Here is a 19,241-nt window from a genome sequence, read left to right as displayed (position 1 = left end):
AGTCACAAAATCTGGCTGAGATGGAGCTGGCCCATCAGCAGCGGGTTATCGCTGTAGTCGACGGGAATGGCCACCACGGCGGGGCCATCCACATCCATCGCCGCACGCAGCGTGGGTTCCAGCGCCTCGGCGCTCTCCACGGCAAAGCCTTTCGCACCGAAGGCGTCGGCATAGGCTTTGAAATCGACCGGGCCGAACTCGACGCCGGAAAGCCGCTGGTATTTTTTCTCTTCCTGAATCGCCACCATGTTGTAGGCGTTATCCACCCAGATGATGTGCAGCACGTTGGCGTTGAGGCGCACCGCGGTTTCCAGCTCCATGCTGGATTGAAGGAAACCGCCGTCACCGGAGACCGACACCACCTTGCGGCCCGGGTTCACCAGCCACGCACCAATCGCCCACGGCAGGGCAACGCCCATGGTCTGCTGACCGTTGGAGATCATCACCTGACGCGCCCGGAAGCTGTAGAGGTAGCGGGCGATCCAGATGTGGAAGCTTCCCATATCGACGGTGAGCGTCACGTCGTTATTCACGATGTCCTGCATGGCGCGCACGATGCGCAGCGGGTGCAGGGCAAACTGGTTAAGCGAGGCGCCGCGGCGATCGAGCAGATCGCGCTGATGCTGGCGATCGACCAGAATTTCGGAGGCCCGCTGGCTCAGTTCGAGCTTATGGTCGATGCGGTTAGCGAGCAGGTTCAGCGTTTCGGCGATGTCCCCCACCAGCTCCAGATCCGGCACGTAGTTACGCTCCTCATAGGCTGGCAGCACGTCAATGTGCACCAGCGTCGCGTCGCCGCTGTTCCACATGGACGGCTCGTACTCCACCGGGCTGTAGCCGATGCAGACGATCAGATCCGCCAGATGCAGCAGCCGGTCACCTGCCTGGTTATTGAACAGGCCGACGCGTCCGGCGAAGCGGGTGAAGTGCTCCTGATTCACCGCCCCGGCGGCCTGATAGGTGCTGGTTACCGGAATACGGCTTTTCTCCAGCAGCTTGCGCAGCGCGGCGCTGTTCGCGGGCTGGCTGGCCATCAGGCCGAGCAAGATGACCGGGTTTTTGGCGTTTTCGATAAGCTTCGCCACGTCGTTAATTGCCGACTCCGGTGCCGGGCCCATCAGCGCCGGGCCGCTGGCGGGTAAAATCGCGCCCGTCGCGGGCTGGTCGACAATATCCTGCGGCAGGCTGACGAATGCGCCCCCCGGCCTGCCGTGCTCGGCGGCGCGAAACGCGTTCGATACCACCTCGGCAATCGCGTCCGGTGAACTCACCTCCACGGCGTATTTGGTGACCGGGCTGAACATGGCAACGGTGTCCATGCTCTGGTGCACCAGCTTGGCTTTATCCGCGCGCTTCACCGCCCCGCCCAGCGCCACGACCGGGTCGCCTTCGCTGTTGGCGGTGGCAATGCCGGTGATCAGGTTAGAGCAGCCCGGCCCGGAGGTGACCAGCGCCACCCCGGCCTTGCCGGTCAGCCGCCCTACCGCCGCCGCCATAAACGCCGCGTTGGCCTCGTGGCGTACCGGGATAATCTCGATGGAGGAGTCCAGCAGGGAGTCAAAGACCTTGTCGATTTTCGCACCCGGGATCCCGAACACCTGCTTCACGCCCTGCGCTTCCAGCTGGCCGACAACCATATCGGCGCCGTGCGCCCACTGACGTGACTGTTTCTCACTGTTCACGGTAGTTCTCCTGTTAGTTTTCGACGGAACGGATCGCTGCATCAAGATTGCTGGGGTGAAGGTTGGCCTGTAAAAACGCGCTGTCGGCGGGCAGGTCAATCATCAGCTTGTGAATTTCACCGAAGGTGAGCACGCCGCTCTCCAGCTGATAGTCGAGCAGATGGCCCCCGCCCTGGCGGTCGTCGGTGATGAAATGCTCGTGATAGCCCGCCACGTTGATGCCCTGCATGTGCTGCGGCGTGCGGAACCCGACCAGCACCCCTTCGCGCTGGTTAAAGCGGAACACCGGCTGGTCGTCCAGCACGTCGGTCATCGCGCGGTACGGCGGCTTCTGACGCGGTACGGTGCGGGTGTGGGCGTGGCGGAAGTTGCCGTCAATGCGCAGCGCGCAGAACAGGTTGTCTGAGGGGATCTGCTGGTCGATTGCGTCGTGGATCTGCTGGCGGCTGACCGGCGCATCGAAGGTGATACGGTACTGCGGCTGGAACCAGGTCATCACCGCGAACGGCGTTTTCTGCTCTGGCTTCGCGGCCCTGGCGCTGCCGTCGGCGCGCAGCTGGTACACCTGACTGCTGAAGGCAATCATTTCACCGTCCAGCTCGTTGAAGGTCCCCAAACCAAAATCACCGTGTGCCAGCAGATCGGCGATGGTGGTCTCTCCTTCGTACACGCCGCTTAACAGGGCGCTCATTAGCGATGTCTGATAGATCACGCTGTCAGGATGCTGGGCGGAGAACCCGCGCAGGGTCTCGCACAGGCTGGCCTCACAGTCGCAGGCAGATGAATGCATCATCGTGCTCGTCCTCTTCAACTTTATTTAGAAAGGTTAAATAAATGTTGACCCGATTCAGCAGAGAGTTCCAATATAGAAACTATGCTGGTTTGAGACGTTTTAGATATGGAACTTCGTTATCTGCGGTATTTTGTCGCGGTTGCACGCGAGCGACACTTCACCAGGGCGGCCGAAGCGCTGGGTATTTCACAGCCACCTCTGAGTCAGCAGATCAAACGGCTCGAAGAGGAAGTGGGCACGCCGCTGTTCAGACGCCTGACGCGGGGCGTGGAGCTGACCGAGGCGGGAGAAGCCTTCTATGAGGACGCCTGCAAGATCCTGGCGCTGAGCGATGCCGCGCTGGAAAAGGCCCGCGGTATCGCACGCGGGCTGAACGGCAATCTGTCGATTGGGATCACCAGTTCAGATGCCTTTCACCCTAAAATTTTCGCGCTGATTCGCCAGTTTCAGGTGCAGAACATGGCGGTGCAGGTTCACCAGGTGGAAGCCAATATGTCGTCGCTGACGACGATGCTGGCGGAGGGGGAACTGGATATTGCCTTCGTGCGCCTGCCGTGCGAGAGCAGCAAGGCGTTCGAGTTAAAAATCCTCGACCGGGAGCCGATGGTGGTGGCGCTGCATCGCGACCATCCGCTGGCGGCGTGCGATTCGCTGGCGCTAGAGCAGCTTCGGGATACGCCGGTAGTGCTGTTCCCGCAGGAGGTCGCGCCGGGGCTGTACGAACGGGTTCACGGCTGCTGCGAGCGGGCCGGAATTGACGTGCAGCACGCGCTGCAGTCGTCACAGCTTTCATCCTCCCTGAGCATGGTTTCCGCGGGCGGCGGGTTTGCCCTGGTGCCGAAATCGATGGCGGCCATTTCTCCGCCGAATGTCACCTACCACACCCTGAGCTCACCGGAGCTTTATACCGATATCGCGCTGTGCTGGCGGCGCTTTGAACGCTCGCGGACGGTGAAGCGGTTTCTGGCGATGATGAGCGAGGGGTGACGGCTGTGCGGCTGTGCCCGGCGGCGCTGCGCTTGCACGGGCCTACGGTTCGTGTCGCGGGTAGGTTGGTTGGCGGTTTTGTAGGCCGGGTAAGGCGTAGCCGCCACCCGGCAATGCCCTTCTGGAAGCCGCCTCGCAAACTTTCAAGCAACCTTATGTAATTCAGGGTTATCCCTTTCCTTCCCTTTTTCGCCGCCGTAAAGTGCCTGCGTTGCGGCACATCCGTAACCGGGCGTAGGAACCCGTTAGCATAACATGACATTTTTTTGCACAACGAGGATGCTAAATGGCTACTACACCTAACTTTTCTTATGCGCTCTCTGAAGAAAGCGCTGTTCATCACCTCATAAATACGTCAATTTCCGATTTTGCGGATCTTTTCGAGCTAGCCGACGCCTGCACCGCGTATGTCAGCGTGCTGGTGGAAACTGACGATCCCGTGACGTTTCCCATACTTTGCGAGCGCTTGCTGGAACTGCTTAAACGCCTGCGTGAACGTTGCGATACGGAACTTCCCCCGCATCTGGTTGAACGGCTCATCGCGGGGGAGAAGATCGTTTCCTGCGTGCCGGACTGCTGGCAGGAAACGGCGTTGCAGGTGGATTATGCTGTGGCGTTAACGCTGGCAGTGATGGGCGGGACACTGCCTTCGAGCGTGGCGAAAGAACTCACTGGGCTACTGCATGATATGGTCTGGCTGCTGGCTGAGTTTGTGAAGGAGCCGTATATTCCGGCGCATTGAGGTGGGTGATGGGAGGCCGGGATTCTGCTGGGTAAGAAGCGGGATTTCGGCCTGATTGAAAATCCTATGCTGAGTTTTAAATTTCCTTCAATAGCAAACAGTGAAGTTTTTAATTCAACAACCGGACTATTTAGACGAACAATTAATCCGGTTGACATAATTTGTATTTATAGATAATTATATTAACCACATCATAAATAATTGGATATAAAACCAACTATATCTTTCGCTTCCAATGCTTTTGTTTCAAGCTGATAAATATGCATTACACCAATGTGATGTATTTCTGTGACTAACTCATCGTTATCAAAAGCAAATGGCTCAGTTCTGTCATCGCTATTCCTAGAAAAACCCGAATGTGTGTTTTTAAGCAAATACCAATCTCCATATTCATCTGATTCTGAATGCACCAAAACAATATTAACCCCAGTTTTATCTGAACATTCCACCCCCCCCCAAGCCAAAACAGATTTACCCATCATTGTGGGCTTAGTGATATGAAGTCGATTGTGCCCCCATATATCGTTTGCATATCGTTTAAGAACATCTGACTCGGTTAGAGGATGAAACCAAATGTCAACAAATTTTGTTTCAAAAAATATTTTGTAAGCTACATCAGTCCCTCTTGTTACTTCAGAAATTTTCATTTCTGCATTTGAACCAGAAACATTGTTAAAATCATTTATAAAGTCTGTTATTGGGGAAATTATTTCATTATTAAATTGAAATCGCAGAATTTTATTTTTCCTTTGCTGCTCTTGAGACTGAATCTGTTGCTTTGATAGTTCCTTGTCTCTTTCCTGGTCTCTTGATATTTTATTTTTTAGCACGTTATTTATTGCAGCTTTATGATTACCAGTATTTTTGGCAGAATCAGTTAAATCCTTCCTCACGCAATCCCAGCTTGTATAACGAGCTGAAGGTTTCTTTGACATTAATTTATTAATAACAAATGCAACTTTTGGTGAAATAGTTTTATTTATTTCATTCAACAATGGTGGTACAAATGTTAGATGAGCATATTCCCAGTTATTTTGTTCTCCAAATGCATGTTTTAATGCTGCAATTTGATAGAAAACATGTCCAATTGAATACATATCCATCTGAATTGTATTAGTTTCCGCCCGGTAGGCCTCAGGTGCAATATATGGTTCAGTACCCCATCCTTTGAAGGTTTTGGACCGGGTTTTTTCTTCAGCTATTTTCGCCAAACCGAAATCCGCTATTTTAAATACCCCGTCATCTATAAATATATTGTCTGGCTTTATATCTCTGTGGATGAGGACCTCATTGACAGCCTCCATCCCATCAATAATTTGGTGAAATATATTTAAACAAGTATCTTCATCTAAGAAAGAAGTTTGACTCTTCAGAAAATTCTCTAGCGACCCGCTATTAGCATATTCCATTAAAAGATATGGCGTATTGGGCTCGGATAATCCATCATGAAATCCATAATAATGAATAGTATTTTTATGAGATATTCTCCGAGCCTTTTCCCATTCATTTATCAGCGATCGATGATTATTATCGTCAGGGATATAATACTGGAGAGTTTTTAGCGCAAATCTTGAACCATTTTCCTTGTCTTCTATTAAGAAAACATTTCCCATTCCACCTTGCCCTAAAAATTTTGAGACAACATATTCCTTACCATCAATACTCACATAATCATTGACTCGAAACATTTCGTACCTACCCCATAAAAAAACATCATGAAAATATATTAAAATTCAATAAAACACTCTCTCGCATTTATTATAACACTTTTGACTTATCCCCTCAGTGATCAGTGTGTTAAAAATTAGAAGCATCCTTTTATGCCAAAAGCAGTTACATCGTTCATGGTGAACAGATCAAACTATCATCCATAATTATCTAATTCATTCAAAATTTCCTGAATACGCCACGTAGATCAAACAAATACTCCAAGTCGAGCTATACCTACCCCTTTAATCTCATGCCACCACCTCTTAAAGTGTGCGCACTCAATACATAAGCGCCGTTATCACTAGCATGTGAAAACTGCAGCCCATAGAAGTTTCCATATTGTCAACTCACCAGCCACCATTTATAATATTTCCAGCCTGGAAACATGGAGCAAGGATGCACGTAGTTTCAAGAGTGCCTTTCGACACAGCAGCCAGACATTTTCCCAACCAATCACTTGCCCTGGACGATCTTTACCGGGTGCTAAAAAAGGAGCACTACTCGTCACCAGACGACATGCGAAAGCGCTTTCCCAGCCTAGATCGGATGAAATACAGGGAAAAATGGTGTGTCATTGATGTAGGTGGCGGGTATTTAAGAGTGATGCTTTTTGCTGATTTTGAGCGGGGAAAGATCTTCATCAAACACATCAGCACTCACGCAGAGTATGACAAGCTCACGGACCTCTACCGGAGAACGAAAGAATGAACTATGCGGCAGCCATCAAAGCGGCAAACGATCTGACAAGCGAGCTTCCTTTCCTGGGTTCAAGACCGTCGCGTCAAGATTACGAGGATGCTCTGGGATTGGTGGAATATCTGATTGAGCATGACCCCGATAGCCCGCTGGTAGAGATGCTCACTACGAAGATCGATAAATACGAAAACGAGTCTCCGGTGTTTGCAGAATTTAACGCGCGTGTAGCCAGCATTCCGTCAGGCGTTGCGTTATTGCGAACGCTGATGGATCAGTACCAACTCACACAGAGCGATTTTGAGAATGAGATAGGCAAGAAATCTCTGGTGAGTCGAATCCTCAACGGACAGCGCACGTTAACTCTGGATCATATGCGCGCGCTGGCGAAGCGTTTTGGCGTGCCGGTAAGTGCATTTGTGGGGAATTGATGAGGATGATTTTTTATATTAAGAAAAAGTAACGCAGCCAAGCTGGCCATGTCGCGGCTTAAACTCCTATGGTAATTGTAGAGGCACGTCACTGCCTTCAAACACTTCTCTCAAACACTTTCCAAGCGATTTAGAGTCTTTTGCTGCAGGAATGACCACATGATATTCCCTGATACCAATCATTTTTACGGCATCTTCATTAAGCACGATCACAAGTTTGTCTTCAGTGAGCTGAACAGAACGAATAGAGTCTGTTAACTCATATTCCGTTGACTCACTCTGGAATCCAATACATTCATTAACGGGTAATTCATCTTCGTCGAATCGTCCGATAATGATAAAATTTTTTGGATCATGTCTGTCATCCCCTATTCCGATGGTGAATACATCATTTTCTTCATAGCAGTTAATACACGCTGCAATAAGATTTTTAACATTACTCATCAGTTCTCCTTATCTTGAACCGTTTTGATCCTGACAGATTTTATCGGAAGTCTGGCGTTCATTAAGATGGCTAATATTCTAAGAGTAACCTAAGATAGTACCCGTACCAATCTTTTATAGATTGCTATTTTTAAAAGGCAAAATATATATTCCCACCATAGCGAAACGGCTGTTGCTGCATTGATATTTGCTGCATCAGTTACGCCCACCTTTCAGCAATTGATGGACTTCGCAAAGTTCACCGCAAGTACCCTTTTATTAAAAATCAAGATCGACTTTAATTACACCTGATGCATTTATTTTATCATCCTGAACAGTAAGCATATCAACAAACTCATCGAAGGAGTTTGCTATTTTCGTCAGCCCGGAGATCACTGCTGAATCATTGAATATTGGATCAGACTCGTGCTCCCAAAACCAAATTTCTCCCGACACACCTCCCTTGAGGCAAAGACAGATTTGATTATCACCAGACGAGGCTCCTATCGGTAACCATTGTTCGCGAAAATCATTCCGGTATGTATCAGCCATTTCAAACACAGTATATTCTTTACCCGATTCTGCAAGGCCGTACAAAGACTCAAGCGTATCGTTTCCTTGCTCATCAGACCACGGAGATGGTTGTAACGCTTTGAAAACAACATTTACATCAAAAAGAACAGAAACACCAAAATGAAGTAAATAGACACGATAATTTTCAGAAATTGGCCCTGTTGATGCTTCTAATGTATTTAAAATCTTTTTCAGTTCATCTAATGGTAATAATGTAGATTTCACTCCAAAGCGCTCTAATTTTTTCAACAATGTTCTTTCCTCCATATATCTGATTCGTAGCCAATATGGGGCACATTGACATGAAGCTCTCTCGGCAGAAGAATTATGGTATTCGCAATCAGATAATGTGGAGTGTGCATTTTTTCCCTTAACAAATTTTGAGCCGTTTTCTGTGTAATGCCTTTTTTCTATGCAATGACATTATTACCAATGGTAAAATACAAGCATATCTGACATTCTTTTTATTACTGTTTATCTATTTACTAACATCATAATGCAAAAAAAATAAGCCATGATCATATTCTGATTATGGCTTTATTTTGAAATATCACAAATCAACAGTAACATTCATTCCCGCATCAAGAGATGCCTCACAAATTTTCTTGTAAAATTCCGTAAAGCTATTAGTAATTTTATAGATATTGCCGCACTCATTTTGCTCAGCGTTCTCAAACTCTTGGATATCATCCTCAGCATGTAGATGTGTTCTGTCCCAATAATACACACCTTGGCTTTCACTGCCATTTAATATAAGGTAAAAATTACCTCCAGGATCATCACCAATAATTAACTTATCATCAATGAAATCAAGTTCACTTAAAAAATTTTCATTTTGACGAAAGATGTCGTGGTTTGGATTTTTCATATTTATTCCAAAAAGGGCATAAAAGGCGATTACCCCTTCATCGACACCTTCATACTCTAACTCACAAAAATCCGGAGATTTTACAACAAAGCCATTTTTCAACTTGAGGAAATCTTTATAATCTTCAGGAAAACTGATTTTGAATTTTGCCTCCAAAACTTTAATTTCATCTTGAGTTGTAAGTTTACCGCATGAAATAGGCATAAGCTCTCCTTGCTAAGGTCATGACTTAGTGATCTTAGATACTCCACCTCTGTTATGGAAAAATCGATGGTAGTAATTAAAGCCGGAACTTAATAGTTTCCGGCAAATTCCATTCATTTCTCTAAATAAAAAACATGTACCCTAACCATAAAAATAATCAAAGAATGCATTAAAACCTTCATTACCGATAAGAGGAACAATTCTTTTCCGCAACTCATCAATAAAGTCATTTTTCACTTCGTCATTATCATCTGCTATATCAAAGATATCGTATTGACCATATACCAAATCAATAAGCTCAGCTAATGAAAATATAAATCCAGAGAGACTGCCAGCTATTTTCAATGGTTCAATTACATCATAACTAGCATAGACAGAGGTCTTCCCTTCATCGATAACCGCAATTATAGGTTTACCTCCACCTAAATCATCACCAAAAACAAGATAATTGTTTGGTAAGTATTCATAACCACTTTGAACCTTCGAGAGCTCACTGACAGAATGAATTTTAATTGGCGTGAAGCCTGTTTCAATCTTGAACTTTTCAGGATTATAATTTTTATATAAGTAATCAACATCTGTTGAACGAGGTAAGTTGGACGGGAAGGCAATGTCCAGATCATTGACGGTACTGAAACTCCCTGGCAGCGAGTATTTATTGCAAATGATAATAAGTTGTTTTAATGCTTTTTCAATCTCACTCACAATAGTATCAGACGCATCCATAAATATAGCCCTCAGTAATAACCAATTAAATTAGAAAAAAATTTATAAAAGCAATTAAAAAAATAAGGAAGTAAATGCATTCTGAATAAAAACATCATCTGTATTATATAAGCCGAAAATAATCAATATTAATCCGGCTTTTATTAATCACTTATCTTTACGAGTACTGCCAAAAACCAGCCACGATATTCCCGCCAGATATTTTTTTATACAAATATAAAGCACCGTAACCAAAGATGTAATCACCATCAAGCAATGCATCTGGATAATAATCTTCATCTATCTGCATGAAAAATTCATAACCATCTTTTTGCAAAGCATCAAAATAATAATCTTCCGATTGTATTAACCTTGCATCTTCGGTTTTAGTGATAAAGTCAAACTCTTCACTTTCAACCTTATCATACCCAACAATAACTGCCTTATTAATGTGTTTTATCGTAAATGCATCATTATTGCTTTCATCAGAAAACGTATGCGTAAAAACTTTTACTGAACAATTGGGGTAGATATTGTTATCAATCATATCATCATATCCTTCAGGAATAAGTATCGTAATATACTCATGTCCATCATCAGGATTCTGAACTGTCAAATAAAACTTATGCCCCTGAATATCATCTAGTTTATCTAAAAAGAATTCAGGGATATTTCCACCAATCCGCCCAATGACATTACCATCAGGCAGGGTACTTATTTTAGCGATAAGATTAGATTTTAACATTTTGTCAACCCATTTTTTCTGGCAAACCCAATAGACTCTTCTCTAAGTTTCATTGCCGTTTCAGTGGCAAATTTCTTAGCGTTTTGACGTTCCCAACCTCTGTTATTCACCAAGTCTTCGTAAATACCTCTTCGAGTAATTGCAGTATTCCTGTTGATATTCTGCAATGCGGACTGGTTTTTTAGTACATTAGGATTATGCAATCCATATTTGGCCTGTAATTTGGATATGGTTTTATGCATAGCGTTTTCTTGCAAAGCTATCGCTGGGTTGGTAGTTGCAATACCAGACATTCTACCTTTTATTATGCCATTATTTCTTAGCCAAGCATTTTGTAATAATTCATGTGCAGTTAAACCGTCTTTTGCATGGACGGGGCTTCCATAGCCTGCGATTCCAAATTCGTTTATTAAACCCAGCGGATCAATCCACCCCAACGGGTTCGGCGCATACTGATAAAGATTCCACCCACCATTCAACCCAATCGGATCCTGCACAATAAACCGCCCGACCTGCGGGTCGTAGTAGCGGAACAGGTTATAGTGCAGCCCCGTTTCACCGTCAGCGTACTGCCCGGCATAGCGAAGAGGCTGGTGCGCCATCGCCGTGCGATGCACAACCCGTGAGAATCCTTCGCTTTGATGGCGCACTTCGCCAAAGCTGCCGTACTGGCCGCTCCAGCGCACCGCGCCGCGCTCGTCGGTCACTTCCAGCGGGGCGCCGTTCAGATCGGAATTGAACCAGTAAATCTCACCGCTGCTCTGGTCACGAAGGTGATCCACCCGCGCCAGCGGGCTCCAGGCTTCATTCGGGTCGTATACATAGGTGCTGCACAGCCCGCTCTCCTGCTGCTCCTGCAGCAGGCGGTAGCCCTGCCACAGGAAGCGGGTGTCGGTGGTGCGGTGCGTCGTGGTGACGATTTTGCGCGTGCGGCGGCCCAGCGCGTCGTAGTGATAGCGCGCCTCAAACCGCCCTTCCGGTCCGGTTCCCCGGGCGGACACCAGACGGTTCTCGGCGTCATACGCATAATGCTGTTCATACAGCCCGTTGCGGCGGCTGATCAGGTTGCCCCAGTGGTCGTATTTCATAAACAGCGCCTGCCAGTGCTGCAGGCGGTTATCCGTAACCGGTACCGGATCGTCATTGGCGGCGAGGTTATCCGCGGCATCGTAGCTGAACTGCGCGCGGCTGTGCCCCTGTCGGGCCTCGTAGTGCTTCAGCAGACGTCCTTCTGCGTCGTAGCCGTAATCCACCTCACCGCGCAGGGTGTCGCTGACGCCGGAAAGCTCGCCGCGCGCGGTGTAGCGATACAGGCGTTCCAGTATCGCCTGCTCCGGCAGGGTCACGTCCGTGCTCAATTCGCTGCGCTGCAGGGTGCGTCTGCCGAGGCTGTCATACTGGCGGAGCTGATCGCGCGCGCCCTGGGTGCGGCGCACCTCGCGGTGCAGGCGGTCGCGGGTGAACTCGGTCACCAGCTGCTGCCCGAAGCGGATGGCGCTGACGTGGCCGGAGCCGTAGTGCAACCAGGCCAGCTTTTGATCGCCGGGCAGCGTCAGGCCGGTCAGGTTGCTCAGGGCATCCCATTCGTAGCTCACCGCGCCGTTAATGCCGGACTCGCTCAGCACGCGCCCGGCGGCGTCGTGGCGGTATGCGATCTCATCGCTTTCGATACCCAGGGCAACGCCTTCCGCCGTCGGCGTGCGGCGGATGCGGGCGATCTGGCCGCTCAGGTCGCGGAAGTAGCGGTATTCCGCGTGGCGCTGAGTGCGCCCGATCAGCAGCCCGCTGTCGTCATAGCTGAACTGCTGGACGCGGCGGGCGATACCGCCGTCGGCAGCAGGTCGTCCGTTTTCTTCGAGCGCGCAGAGGAACCCTCGCGCGTCCCATTCCATATGGCGCACGGTCTCGTCCGGGCGCGTTTCGCTGAGTGGGCGGCCCACGGCGTCGTAGGTGAAGCGGTATTCCGCCCCGTTGCCGTTATCGAGTCGCAGCAAGTTACCGCGCGGGTCGTATCGCCACTGGCGCACGCGGCCAATACGGTCGGTAAGGCTGACCGGGAGGCCGAGCGCGTTATAGGCCCAGCTCACCTCGCTTTCCAGCGGGTCGCGCCAGCCCGTGAGCTGGCCGCGTTCGTTCCACACCAGCGACTCGCGGCTGCCGTCCGGATGGATCACGGCGCTCAGCAGCCCGGCACGGCTCCACTCCCGGCGCGTGATATTCCCTTCCGCATCCTCGCTGGCAATCAGCTGCCCGAAGCGGTCGTAGGTGAAGCGGGTGACGCTGCCGGAGCAGTCGGTGCGCTGCGTCAGCAGCCCCTGGTGGTTCCAGACCAGGCGCACCACGCCGCCGATGGCGTCGGTGATGCTCTCCGGCAGGATTTCTTCATCATCGGGATAGCGATACGCGGTGGTGCTACCGGCCGGATCCGTTTCCGACAGCAGGCGACCGCGAAGGTCATACCTGGCCTGCGATGAGGTGCCGTCCGGGTACACCGTGCGGGTGATGCGGTCGGTCAGGCGATGCCAGTGATATTCCGTGCGGCGGCCCGCCGGGTCCGTCTCGCTGGTCATGCGGCCGTATTTGTCCCACGTGCTGCGGCGCATTGCGCCGCCGGGCAGAATAACGTCGCAGAGCTCGCCGTCGCGGTAGACAAACGTCGTCTGACGCCCGTCGTAATCCGTGAAGCGCGCGACGTTGTCGTCGTCATCCACCAGCCAGTGCGCCTGCGCGCCGTCTTCGCGGGTCGCGCGGCGGGTGCCGTTATCAAAATCGTATTCGAACGTCAGCTGTTCGCCGCCGCTGTGGCGGAAGCCAACCACGCGTGGCAGGCCGTCAATCTCCCGCCAGCGGTATTCGCTCAGCAGGCCGTTGGCGTCCTCGTGGGCGCTCATCAGCCCGTCCTGCCAGCTGAAGCGTCGGCGCACGCTACCGCCCCGGCCGGTCACGGAGACCAGCTGGCGCTGTTCATCATAAGCGTAACTGACCAGGCAGATCTCGTCATCCAGCCAGACGCCGACGAGCCTGTCACGGTCGTAGCGGCAGACCACGCGCTGGCCCGCGCCGTCGGTCAGGGCATGCAGGGTATTGTCCGCATTCCACTCGAAGAGGATATCGTTGCCGCAGGGTTCAGAGATGCGCTGGAGCAGCGACGGGGCATCATCCCGCAGCGGCGCATAGTGCCAGCGCTCGCCGCTGACGTCATACACCGACCAGCTGTCGTCCTGATGATGTTCAAGCCAGTTTTTTTCGCTTTCGCAGTAAGTGCGCATCCCTTTCGGGATCTTCGGGAAGGCGACGTAATCGCCGGACGGTGCGCGCCACACCAGGCCGTCCTGATACGGCTCCAGGCGGCTTTCCCAGAACAGGCTCCAGCCGCGGCCCAGCACGCTGTCGCCGGGGTTGCCGCTGCGCCAGTAGCGCTGCCAGCGCACCGGCAGACGGGAAGGCAGGACGAAATCCAGCTCATCATCCCCGCTGAGAAACTTCTGTCCGCTGACGATATCCACCGGGCGGGCGATGATCCCCGCGGCCGCCACGCCGGTCATCAGCGTACCGGCGCGGCAGGCGATACGGGCCAGCTTATTAATGCCAGGGATTTTCCCCAGCAGCTTAGAGAGCGCCCCGACTTTGCCAGCGGCACCGCCCCACCCGCCGAGCAGGCCGGCGAACAGCAGGGTAAGATCGGAGACTTTATACAGCCACTCGGGGACTTCAGACTGAATGGGCAGGGTTTGCTGCGGGTCGCCACCGATAATGACGTTGTCCGAACCGGTCATTACCTTCGCGTCGCAGGTGGTGCGATCCGCGATGCGGGACGCAGGCTGGCTATTAATGGAGACTCGCTTAGAGCCTTCAGCCATCTGCTGCGAGCCGTCGTCAGAACAGTCGACGGTGCTATCGGTGGCAAGCGCGGCGGGTTTACCGTTGATAAACACGTTGGGCGAGCCGGAGGTGATGACGCCTTTCTTCGTCATGCTGGATGCCCCGGCGTCCGCGATGCTGTCCCGGGCGGCGGTCGCCAGCTCCCCGGTGTAATACCCGACGGCCAGGCTGGCGCCGACGAGCAGGACGCCCACGCCAAGGCAGGATGCGCCGAGGCCGGCAATAAACATGGCCCCCGCCAGAATGCCCCCGGCGGCGGCAATCAGGCCACCGACAATCGTTCCGGCAATCATCCCGGCCAGCGCACCGGAGTGGCCGATATCATCACCAACGCGTGCTGCTTCAAACATAACAACGGTCCCTGAAGTTAATGGTGGAAGCGGAAGCTCCTGAGAAGATCGCCAAACAGCGCGCCGTCGGCATCGCCCAGCGCACGGGTACAGGTCATGGTGAACACCAGGATTTTATCGTCGTCGACGTTAAACACGGCCTGCTGCTGCCAGATGCGTTTCCCGTCGCGCAGGTAGCTGGCATGGACGGTTTCACCCTGTAAAAGGCCGTCGCCCAGCGTAGCGGCGCTGCGCTCACCCTGCTTCCAGCCCTTGATGTGTTTTTCCATCAGGGCGAGCTGGCGATCGATATACGCGGCAAGCGCTTCGCCGGCGTTGAGGCCATCGCGGGAGATGTTGAACGCCGGCGCATCCGCAGCGGGCGGCGCGAATACGTTGACGGTACGATCCTGATAACCCTCAGGAAAGTTAATCAGTCCTTCACTGAACAGGCACTGCGAATGTTGTTCTGACATTGAGCGGGTCCCACCACATATTTTCAGAAGCGGTAAGTTTCGCATATGTGTTTAAGGCTGACTATCCCCAGATTATTCCCCCACCGCCACGCTCGCCGACAGCCCCGCCACCAGCTCAACCCCCAGCGGTAACCTGTCGATATGAATGCGCACCGGCACGCGCTGCGCCAGCCGCACCCAACTAAAGGTGGGTTCGACGTCGGGCAGGCCCAGCCCGCCCGTCTCATCGTTGCTGTCCCCGATCCCATGCCCGATGCTCTCCACGTGACCCGTGATGACCGGCTCGTACCCCATCAGAACAACCTGCGCGGTATCCCCGACGCGAATATGGCGCAGCTTGGTCTCCTCAAAGTACCCCACCACCCAGAAGCTGTGCGCATCGACGATGGCGACCTTTGTCTCCCCCGCCGTCGCGTAGTCTCCGGGGCGAAGCCGCAGATGCGTGACGTACCCCGAGACCGGCGCGCGGACGGTGGCGTGCGCCAGATTAAGCTCTGCCAGATCCAGCGCGGCCAGCGCGCCGTGATAGTTGGCCGCCGCGACGTTCGCCGCGCTGCCGGTTTGCTGCAAATCCTCGCTGGAGATGGCGTTTTTAATCAGCGTGCGGCGATGGGCCGCGTCCTGGCGCATCAGCATTTCATGGCGTTTCGATTCCACATCAGCCTGCGCGCTGGTCACCGCTAGCTTAAGCCAGCGCGGATCGATGACGTAAAGCACATCGCCCCGGTTCACCCACTGGTTGTCCCGCACGGCCACGCTGATGACCGGCCCGGAGACGTCCGGCGCAATCTGCACCACGTCCGCACGCACGCGGCCATCGCGGGTCCACGGCGTTTGTGCGTAGTGTTTCCACATCATAAACGCCAGAAGCGAGGCCGCCGCGACGACGCTCAACGTCAGCGCATAGCGAGCCAGTAAAGAGAGCAGTGATTTCATGACAATAACCCCAACGCGGTCAGGCCCTGCATCAGCAGGAAAAAGGTGACAATCCAGGTTGAAACATCCATCAGCGGGCGAAACGGCAAGCGCCGGTAAACCCTGCTGAGAGAGAAAAGCGCGACGAGGCCCAGCGTGCAGACCAGCGCCGCGAGGGCGACCATCAGCAGCCCCGGAATAAAAACCCCGCCGATATTGAGATCGTTAACCATGGTCTGGCTCCCGTAATGCACAGTGCAGATCCACCAGCCTGAAGACAAACTGGCGCGTATGTTCATCTGCCGCAGGCAGATGGCGCGCGATAAGGGTAGCGATGCGTTCGCGTAATGCGTGGCGGTCAGCGGCGTTTATCTGCTGAAAAAGCGCGTCAACCTCCCTGCCGGGCAGTGTGTCACCGCGGCGTAAATGCATGACCGAAAGCCCCAGACGCAGCGCGTGTAACAGCCGATCGAGCGCCTGCTCTGGCGCACGCTCGCTGCGCTGCAGGCGCGGCAGCACCAGGGCGGTTCGGTCCATCATCAGGTTGATCCAGTGCGTTTCATCAACCCGCAGCGTGCCCTTCACGCTGCGGCGAATGTCGCGCTGGCACAGGTTCAGAAGACGCGTGATGGCGCCATCCGCCTGCACGGTTTGCAGCAGGCTCATGCTGACGACGGCATAGCCGGTGGCGGCAAAGAGCGCGATGGCGGTGTTGGCCGCAACGGCGAAATCTCCGCTGTAGTGCGCCCCCAGCTCGCAAAGAATGGGCAGCGTCAGGGTAATACCCATCGCCATAAACGTGGTGGGCGGACGCGCCTGAAGCGACCCGGCCAGCAGATACGCCGGGGCAAGCACCGCCACCAGCACCGGAAAATCGCTCACCAGCGGCAGCAGCGCAAAGCTGTAGAACAGGCTAATGACCACGCCCCAGAATGAGCCAATGATGTATTTCACGATGTGCGGTGCCGGGGTGTCGAAGCTACCAAACAGCGTGCAGCAGACCCCCAGGATAGACACCGCCGTACCGCCATCCGGCCACGCTGAGAAGATCCAGACCAGGCAGCCGCTCAGGATGATGGCGAAAGCCCCCAGCGCCGTGCGGGCGGCGGTAAGAGGATCGCGGTGGAAAACGTAGCCTTTCGCCGCGCGAGTTTGCATCTCCCCAAAGACGGGTTTGGCGTGAAGGATAGCCCCGGAAAGACGTTCGCACTGCTGCAGAAGCTCGATAGCCTCCGAGAGGTAGCGAATAAAACTGACCAGCAGCGCGTCGTCAAACGTCTGCGCCTGCGCGGCATACCGATCGATGAGAAACGCGCAGCGGAGCCTCAGCGCTTCTACCGTGGTGCTGGCGCCCGCGCCTTCAGCGGCAAGCCAGGCCTGAACGTCCTCCAGCAATGTCTGCACGTCGGCGGGCAGGGTTCCGATCGCTGGCAGGCGATCGTGTAGCTCACAGTTGACGATAACCAGCCGCGCCAACCGATCGTGAATCGCTTTTCTGGCCTGCAGCACCGGGGCTGAGAGGGCAAAATCGTACGGAATATGGTGGCTGATGCCCTGCAGGAACTGCAGCGCCAGGGCCAGATGCAGCGGGCCGGAAGCCGCGTCGGGTTTGCCGGCTAAGGTATCCGCCACCCGCCCGCGCGCGGCCTGTAGCGTCTGGGATAATTTAGCGTTGAACTGGCCTGAAACGCGCGCGGGCAGCACGTAGCGGTGAATCAGCGCCGCGCAGAAAATCCCAATCGCGATCTCCTGCACGCGGACGATGGCGACGTTAAATATGCCGCCGGGATCGGACACCGCCGGAAAACCAATCAGGCTCGCAGTGTAGCCCGCCAGCACAAAGGCGTAGGCCCGGGGCGTGCGCTCCAGCAGGGAGAGCCACAGGCAGAACGTAATCCAGCCCGTCAGCACCGCGCTGCACAGGACTGGCGTATTCGCGAAGGTGGGCACAATAAGAACGGTCGCGCTGGCACCTACCACGGTACCGGCCAGCCGGTAGAGGCTTCTGCTCAGCGATGCCCCGACCGACGTCTGCGACACGATGTACACCGTAATAATGGCCCACGAGGGACGCTCAAGCCCTATCGACAGCGCGAGGTAATACGCCAGCATCGCCGCGGCAAAACTCTTCGCGGCGTAGATCAGCGCCCCCGCGTCGTTTTGCAGCGCGACGGGCAGGCGCACGGGATGAGAGAAGATGTTTTTCATGCCGGAATTATTACCGGCTTGCAGACCCGCTTAAATACTCTATTCTGTCAAAAAATACCTAAATGTTGCCAGAATCGTGAAGCCTCAACTCGCCAATACGCTGTATGACCCTGACTCTACCGCCAGCCCGGCGGTGGCGCGTCATCTGGACTTCGTGGATTACGCCGCAGAAGTGCCGGTACATACCCACCGCAAGGGACAGCTGATTATTGCCCGATACGGTGCGGTGAGCTGTTACGCGGAGAATGACATCTGGATTGTGCCGCCGGACTGCGCCGTCTGGATCCCCGGCGGGATCCCGCACAGCGCCAAAGCGACCTGGAACGCGCATCTCAACTATTTGTTTATTGAGCCCGGCGCGGCGGCGCTGCCGGAGAGTTGCTGCACCCTGGCGATCTCGCCATTGATTAAGGAACTGGTCGACCGTCTGACGCGCGAGGGCGTGGATTATCCCGCCGACGGCCACGTCGCGAGGCTGATCCGGGTCACGCTGGACGAGCTCGCCAGCATGCCGCAGCAGAAGCTGAGCCTGCCGGTCTCGACCGATCCGAAAATTCGCGCCATGGCCGACGCGCTGGTTACCCACCCTGCGGACAGAAGCACCCTTAAGGACTGGGCGAAACGGCTCGCCCTCAGCGAGCGCTCGTTTGCCCGCCTGATGCAGCGCGAAACCGGGCTGAGCTTCGGGCGATGGCGCCAGCAACTGCATTTGATTATTGCCCTGCGGGAGCTGGCAAGCGGCGTACCCGTCCAGAACGTGGCGACAACGCTCGGGTACGAATCCGTGAATGCATTTATCACCATGTTCCGTAAAGCGATGGGAAGCACGCCCGCCCACTACTTTGCCGAACGGAAAAATAGCGGCCGTTAGGGCG

18 protein-coding genes are annotated in these 19,241 nt (G+C 53.4%); 5 read left to right on the top strand and 13 right to left on the bottom strand.

Features of this window, described 5'->3' with window-relative positions:
* Window positions 1-2: 2 nt before the first annotated feature.
* Both alsS and budA read right to left on the bottom strand, forming a co-directional pair.
* A complete protein-coding gene (gene alsS / locus K5E19_RS07145; protein WP_260411683.1) occupies window positions 3-1,724 on the bottom strand; it encodes an acetolactate synthase AlsS in 1,722 nt (573 codons plus the stop codon).
* Window positions 1,696-2,475 (bottom strand): acetolactate decarboxylase, encoded by a 780-nt coding sequence (gene budA / locus K5E19_RS07140; RefSeq protein WP_121425509.1) that lies wholly within the window; start codon window positions 2,473-2,475, stop codon window positions 1,696-1,698. Before budA ends, alsS begins: the two co-directional genes overlap by 29 nt.
* Window positions 2,476-2,580: 105 nt before the next feature.
* Here budA and K5E19_RS07135 point away from each other — a divergent pair, with 105 nt between their 5' ends.
* Together K5E19_RS07135 and K5E19_RS07130 are read left to right on the top strand one after the other, a co-directional pair.
* The gene (locus K5E19_RS07135; protein WP_221550576.1) at window positions 2,581-3,462 is read left to right on the top strand and encodes a LysR family transcriptional regulator; all 882 of its coding nucleotides are present in this window, start codon (window positions 2,581-2,583) and stop codon (window positions 3,460-3,462) included.
* A 286-nt stretch (window positions 3,463-3,748) separates the two neighbouring features.
* On the top strand, window positions 3,749-4,204 hold the full coding sequence (locus K5E19_RS07130; protein ID WP_221550575.1) for a hypothetical protein: 456 nt from the start codon (window positions 3,749-3,751) through the stop codon (window positions 4,202-4,204).
* Window positions 4,205-4,395: 191 nt separating this feature from the next.
* On the opposite strand, the gene K5E19_RS07125 is transcribed toward K5E19_RS07130, so the two are convergent.
* Complete coding sequence (locus K5E19_RS07125; RefSeq protein ID WP_221550573.1) at window positions 4,396-5,892, bottom strand: serine/threonine-protein kinase; 1,497 nt, start codon at window positions 5,890-5,892, stop codon at window positions 4,396-4,398.
* Between the two features lie 418 nt (window positions 5,893-6,310).
* Between K5E19_RS07125 and K5E19_RS07120 the strand changes: the two genes are divergently transcribed.
* Together K5E19_RS07120 and K5E19_RS07115 are read left to right on the top strand one after the other, a co-directional pair.
* On the top strand, window positions 6,311-6,622 hold the full coding sequence (locus tag K5E19_RS07120; protein WP_221550572.1) for a type II toxin-antitoxin system HigB family toxin: 312 nt from the start codon (window positions 6,311-6,313) through the stop codon (window positions 6,620-6,622).
* Window positions 6,619-7,038, top strand: coding sequence for a type II toxin-antitoxin system HigA family antitoxin (locus K5E19_RS07115; protein ID WP_221550571.1), 420 nt, complete (start codon window positions 6,619-6,621; stop codon window positions 7,036-7,038). The genes K5E19_RS07120 and K5E19_RS07115 overlap by 4 nt, the downstream gene beginning before the upstream one ends.
* Window positions 7,039-7,104: 66 nt before the next feature.
* On the opposite strand, the gene K5E19_RS07110 is transcribed toward K5E19_RS07115, so the two are convergent.
* The 10 genes from K5E19_RS07110 to K5E19_RS07065 form a co-directional block, all read right to left on the bottom strand.
* Entirely contained in the window at window positions 7,105-7,482 is a 378-nt protein-coding gene (locus K5E19_RS07110; protein ID WP_221550570.1) for a hypothetical protein, read from the bottom strand.
* Between the two features lie 258 nt (window positions 7,483-7,740).
* Entirely contained in the window at window positions 7,741-8,286 is a 546-nt protein-coding gene (locus K5E19_RS07105; protein WP_221550568.1) for an SMI1/KNR4 family protein, read from the bottom strand.
* A gap of 298 nt (window positions 8,287-8,584) precedes the next feature.
* Window positions 8,585-9,106, bottom strand: a complete 522-nt coding sequence (locus tag K5E19_RS07100) for an SMI1/KNR4 family protein (protein WP_221550566.1) — start codon at window positions 9,104-9,106, stop codon at window positions 8,585-8,587.
* A 141-nt stretch (window positions 9,107-9,247) separates the two neighbouring features.
* Window positions 9,248-9,832, bottom strand: coding sequence for a hypothetical protein (locus K5E19_RS07095; protein WP_260411682.1), 585 nt, complete (start codon window positions 9,830-9,832; stop codon window positions 9,248-9,250).
* A 157-nt stretch (window positions 9,833-9,989) separates the two neighbouring features.
* Window positions 9,990-10,556 carry a hypothetical protein gene (locus K5E19_RS07090; protein WP_150056987.1) on the bottom strand — a complete coding sequence of 189 codons (567 nt, stop codon included), beginning with the start codon at window positions 10,554-10,556 and terminating at the stop codon, window positions 9,990-9,992.
* Window positions 10,550-14,788, bottom strand: a complete 4,239-nt coding sequence (locus K5E19_RS07085; protein ID WP_260411681.1) for an RHS repeat-associated core domain-containing protein — start codon at window positions 14,786-14,788, stop codon at window positions 10,550-10,552. Before K5E19_RS07085 ends, K5E19_RS07090 begins: the two co-directional genes overlap by 7 nt.
* Window positions 14,789-14,805: 17 nt before the next feature.
* Window positions 14,806-15,243, bottom strand: a complete 438-nt coding sequence (locus K5E19_RS07080) for a DcrB-related protein (RefSeq protein WP_221550564.1) — start codon at window positions 15,241-15,243, stop codon at window positions 14,806-14,808.
* Between the two features lie 72 nt (window positions 15,244-15,315).
* On the bottom strand, window positions 15,316-16,179 hold the full coding sequence (locus K5E19_RS07075) for an HlyD family secretion protein (RefSeq protein WP_221550562.1): 864 nt from the start codon (window positions 16,177-16,179) through the stop codon (window positions 15,316-15,318).
* Entirely contained in the window at window positions 16,176-16,391 is a 216-nt protein-coding gene (locus K5E19_RS07070; protein WP_221550560.1) for a DUF1656 domain-containing protein, read from the bottom strand. The genes K5E19_RS07075 and K5E19_RS07070 overlap by 4 nt, the downstream gene beginning before the upstream one ends.
* The gene (locus K5E19_RS07065; protein ID WP_221550557.1) at window positions 16,384-18,366 is read right to left on the bottom strand and encodes an FUSC family protein; all 1,983 of its coding nucleotides are present in this window, start codon (window positions 18,364-18,366) and stop codon (window positions 16,384-16,386) included. The genes K5E19_RS07070 and K5E19_RS07065 overlap by 8 nt, the downstream gene beginning before the upstream one ends.
* A 76-nt stretch (window positions 18,367-18,442) precedes the next feature.
* Here K5E19_RS07065 and K5E19_RS07060 point away from each other — a divergent pair, with 76 nt between their 5' ends.
* Window positions 18,443-19,237: a helix-turn-helix domain-containing protein gene (locus K5E19_RS07060; protein ID WP_221550555.1), complete on the top strand. Its 795-nt coding sequence runs from the start codon at window positions 18,443-18,445 to the stop codon at window positions 19,235-19,237.
* Window positions 19,238-19,241: the final 4 nt, after the last annotated feature.

Origin of the sequence: Enterobacter sp. RIT637 (assembly GCF_019718755.1) — a bacterium.
GTDB lineage: Bacteria > Pseudomonadota > Gammaproteobacteria > Enterobacterales > Enterobacteriaceae > Enterobacter.
Note: the sequence above shows the minus strand (reverse complement) of the source record. Positions and strands in the feature narration are given on the sequence as shown.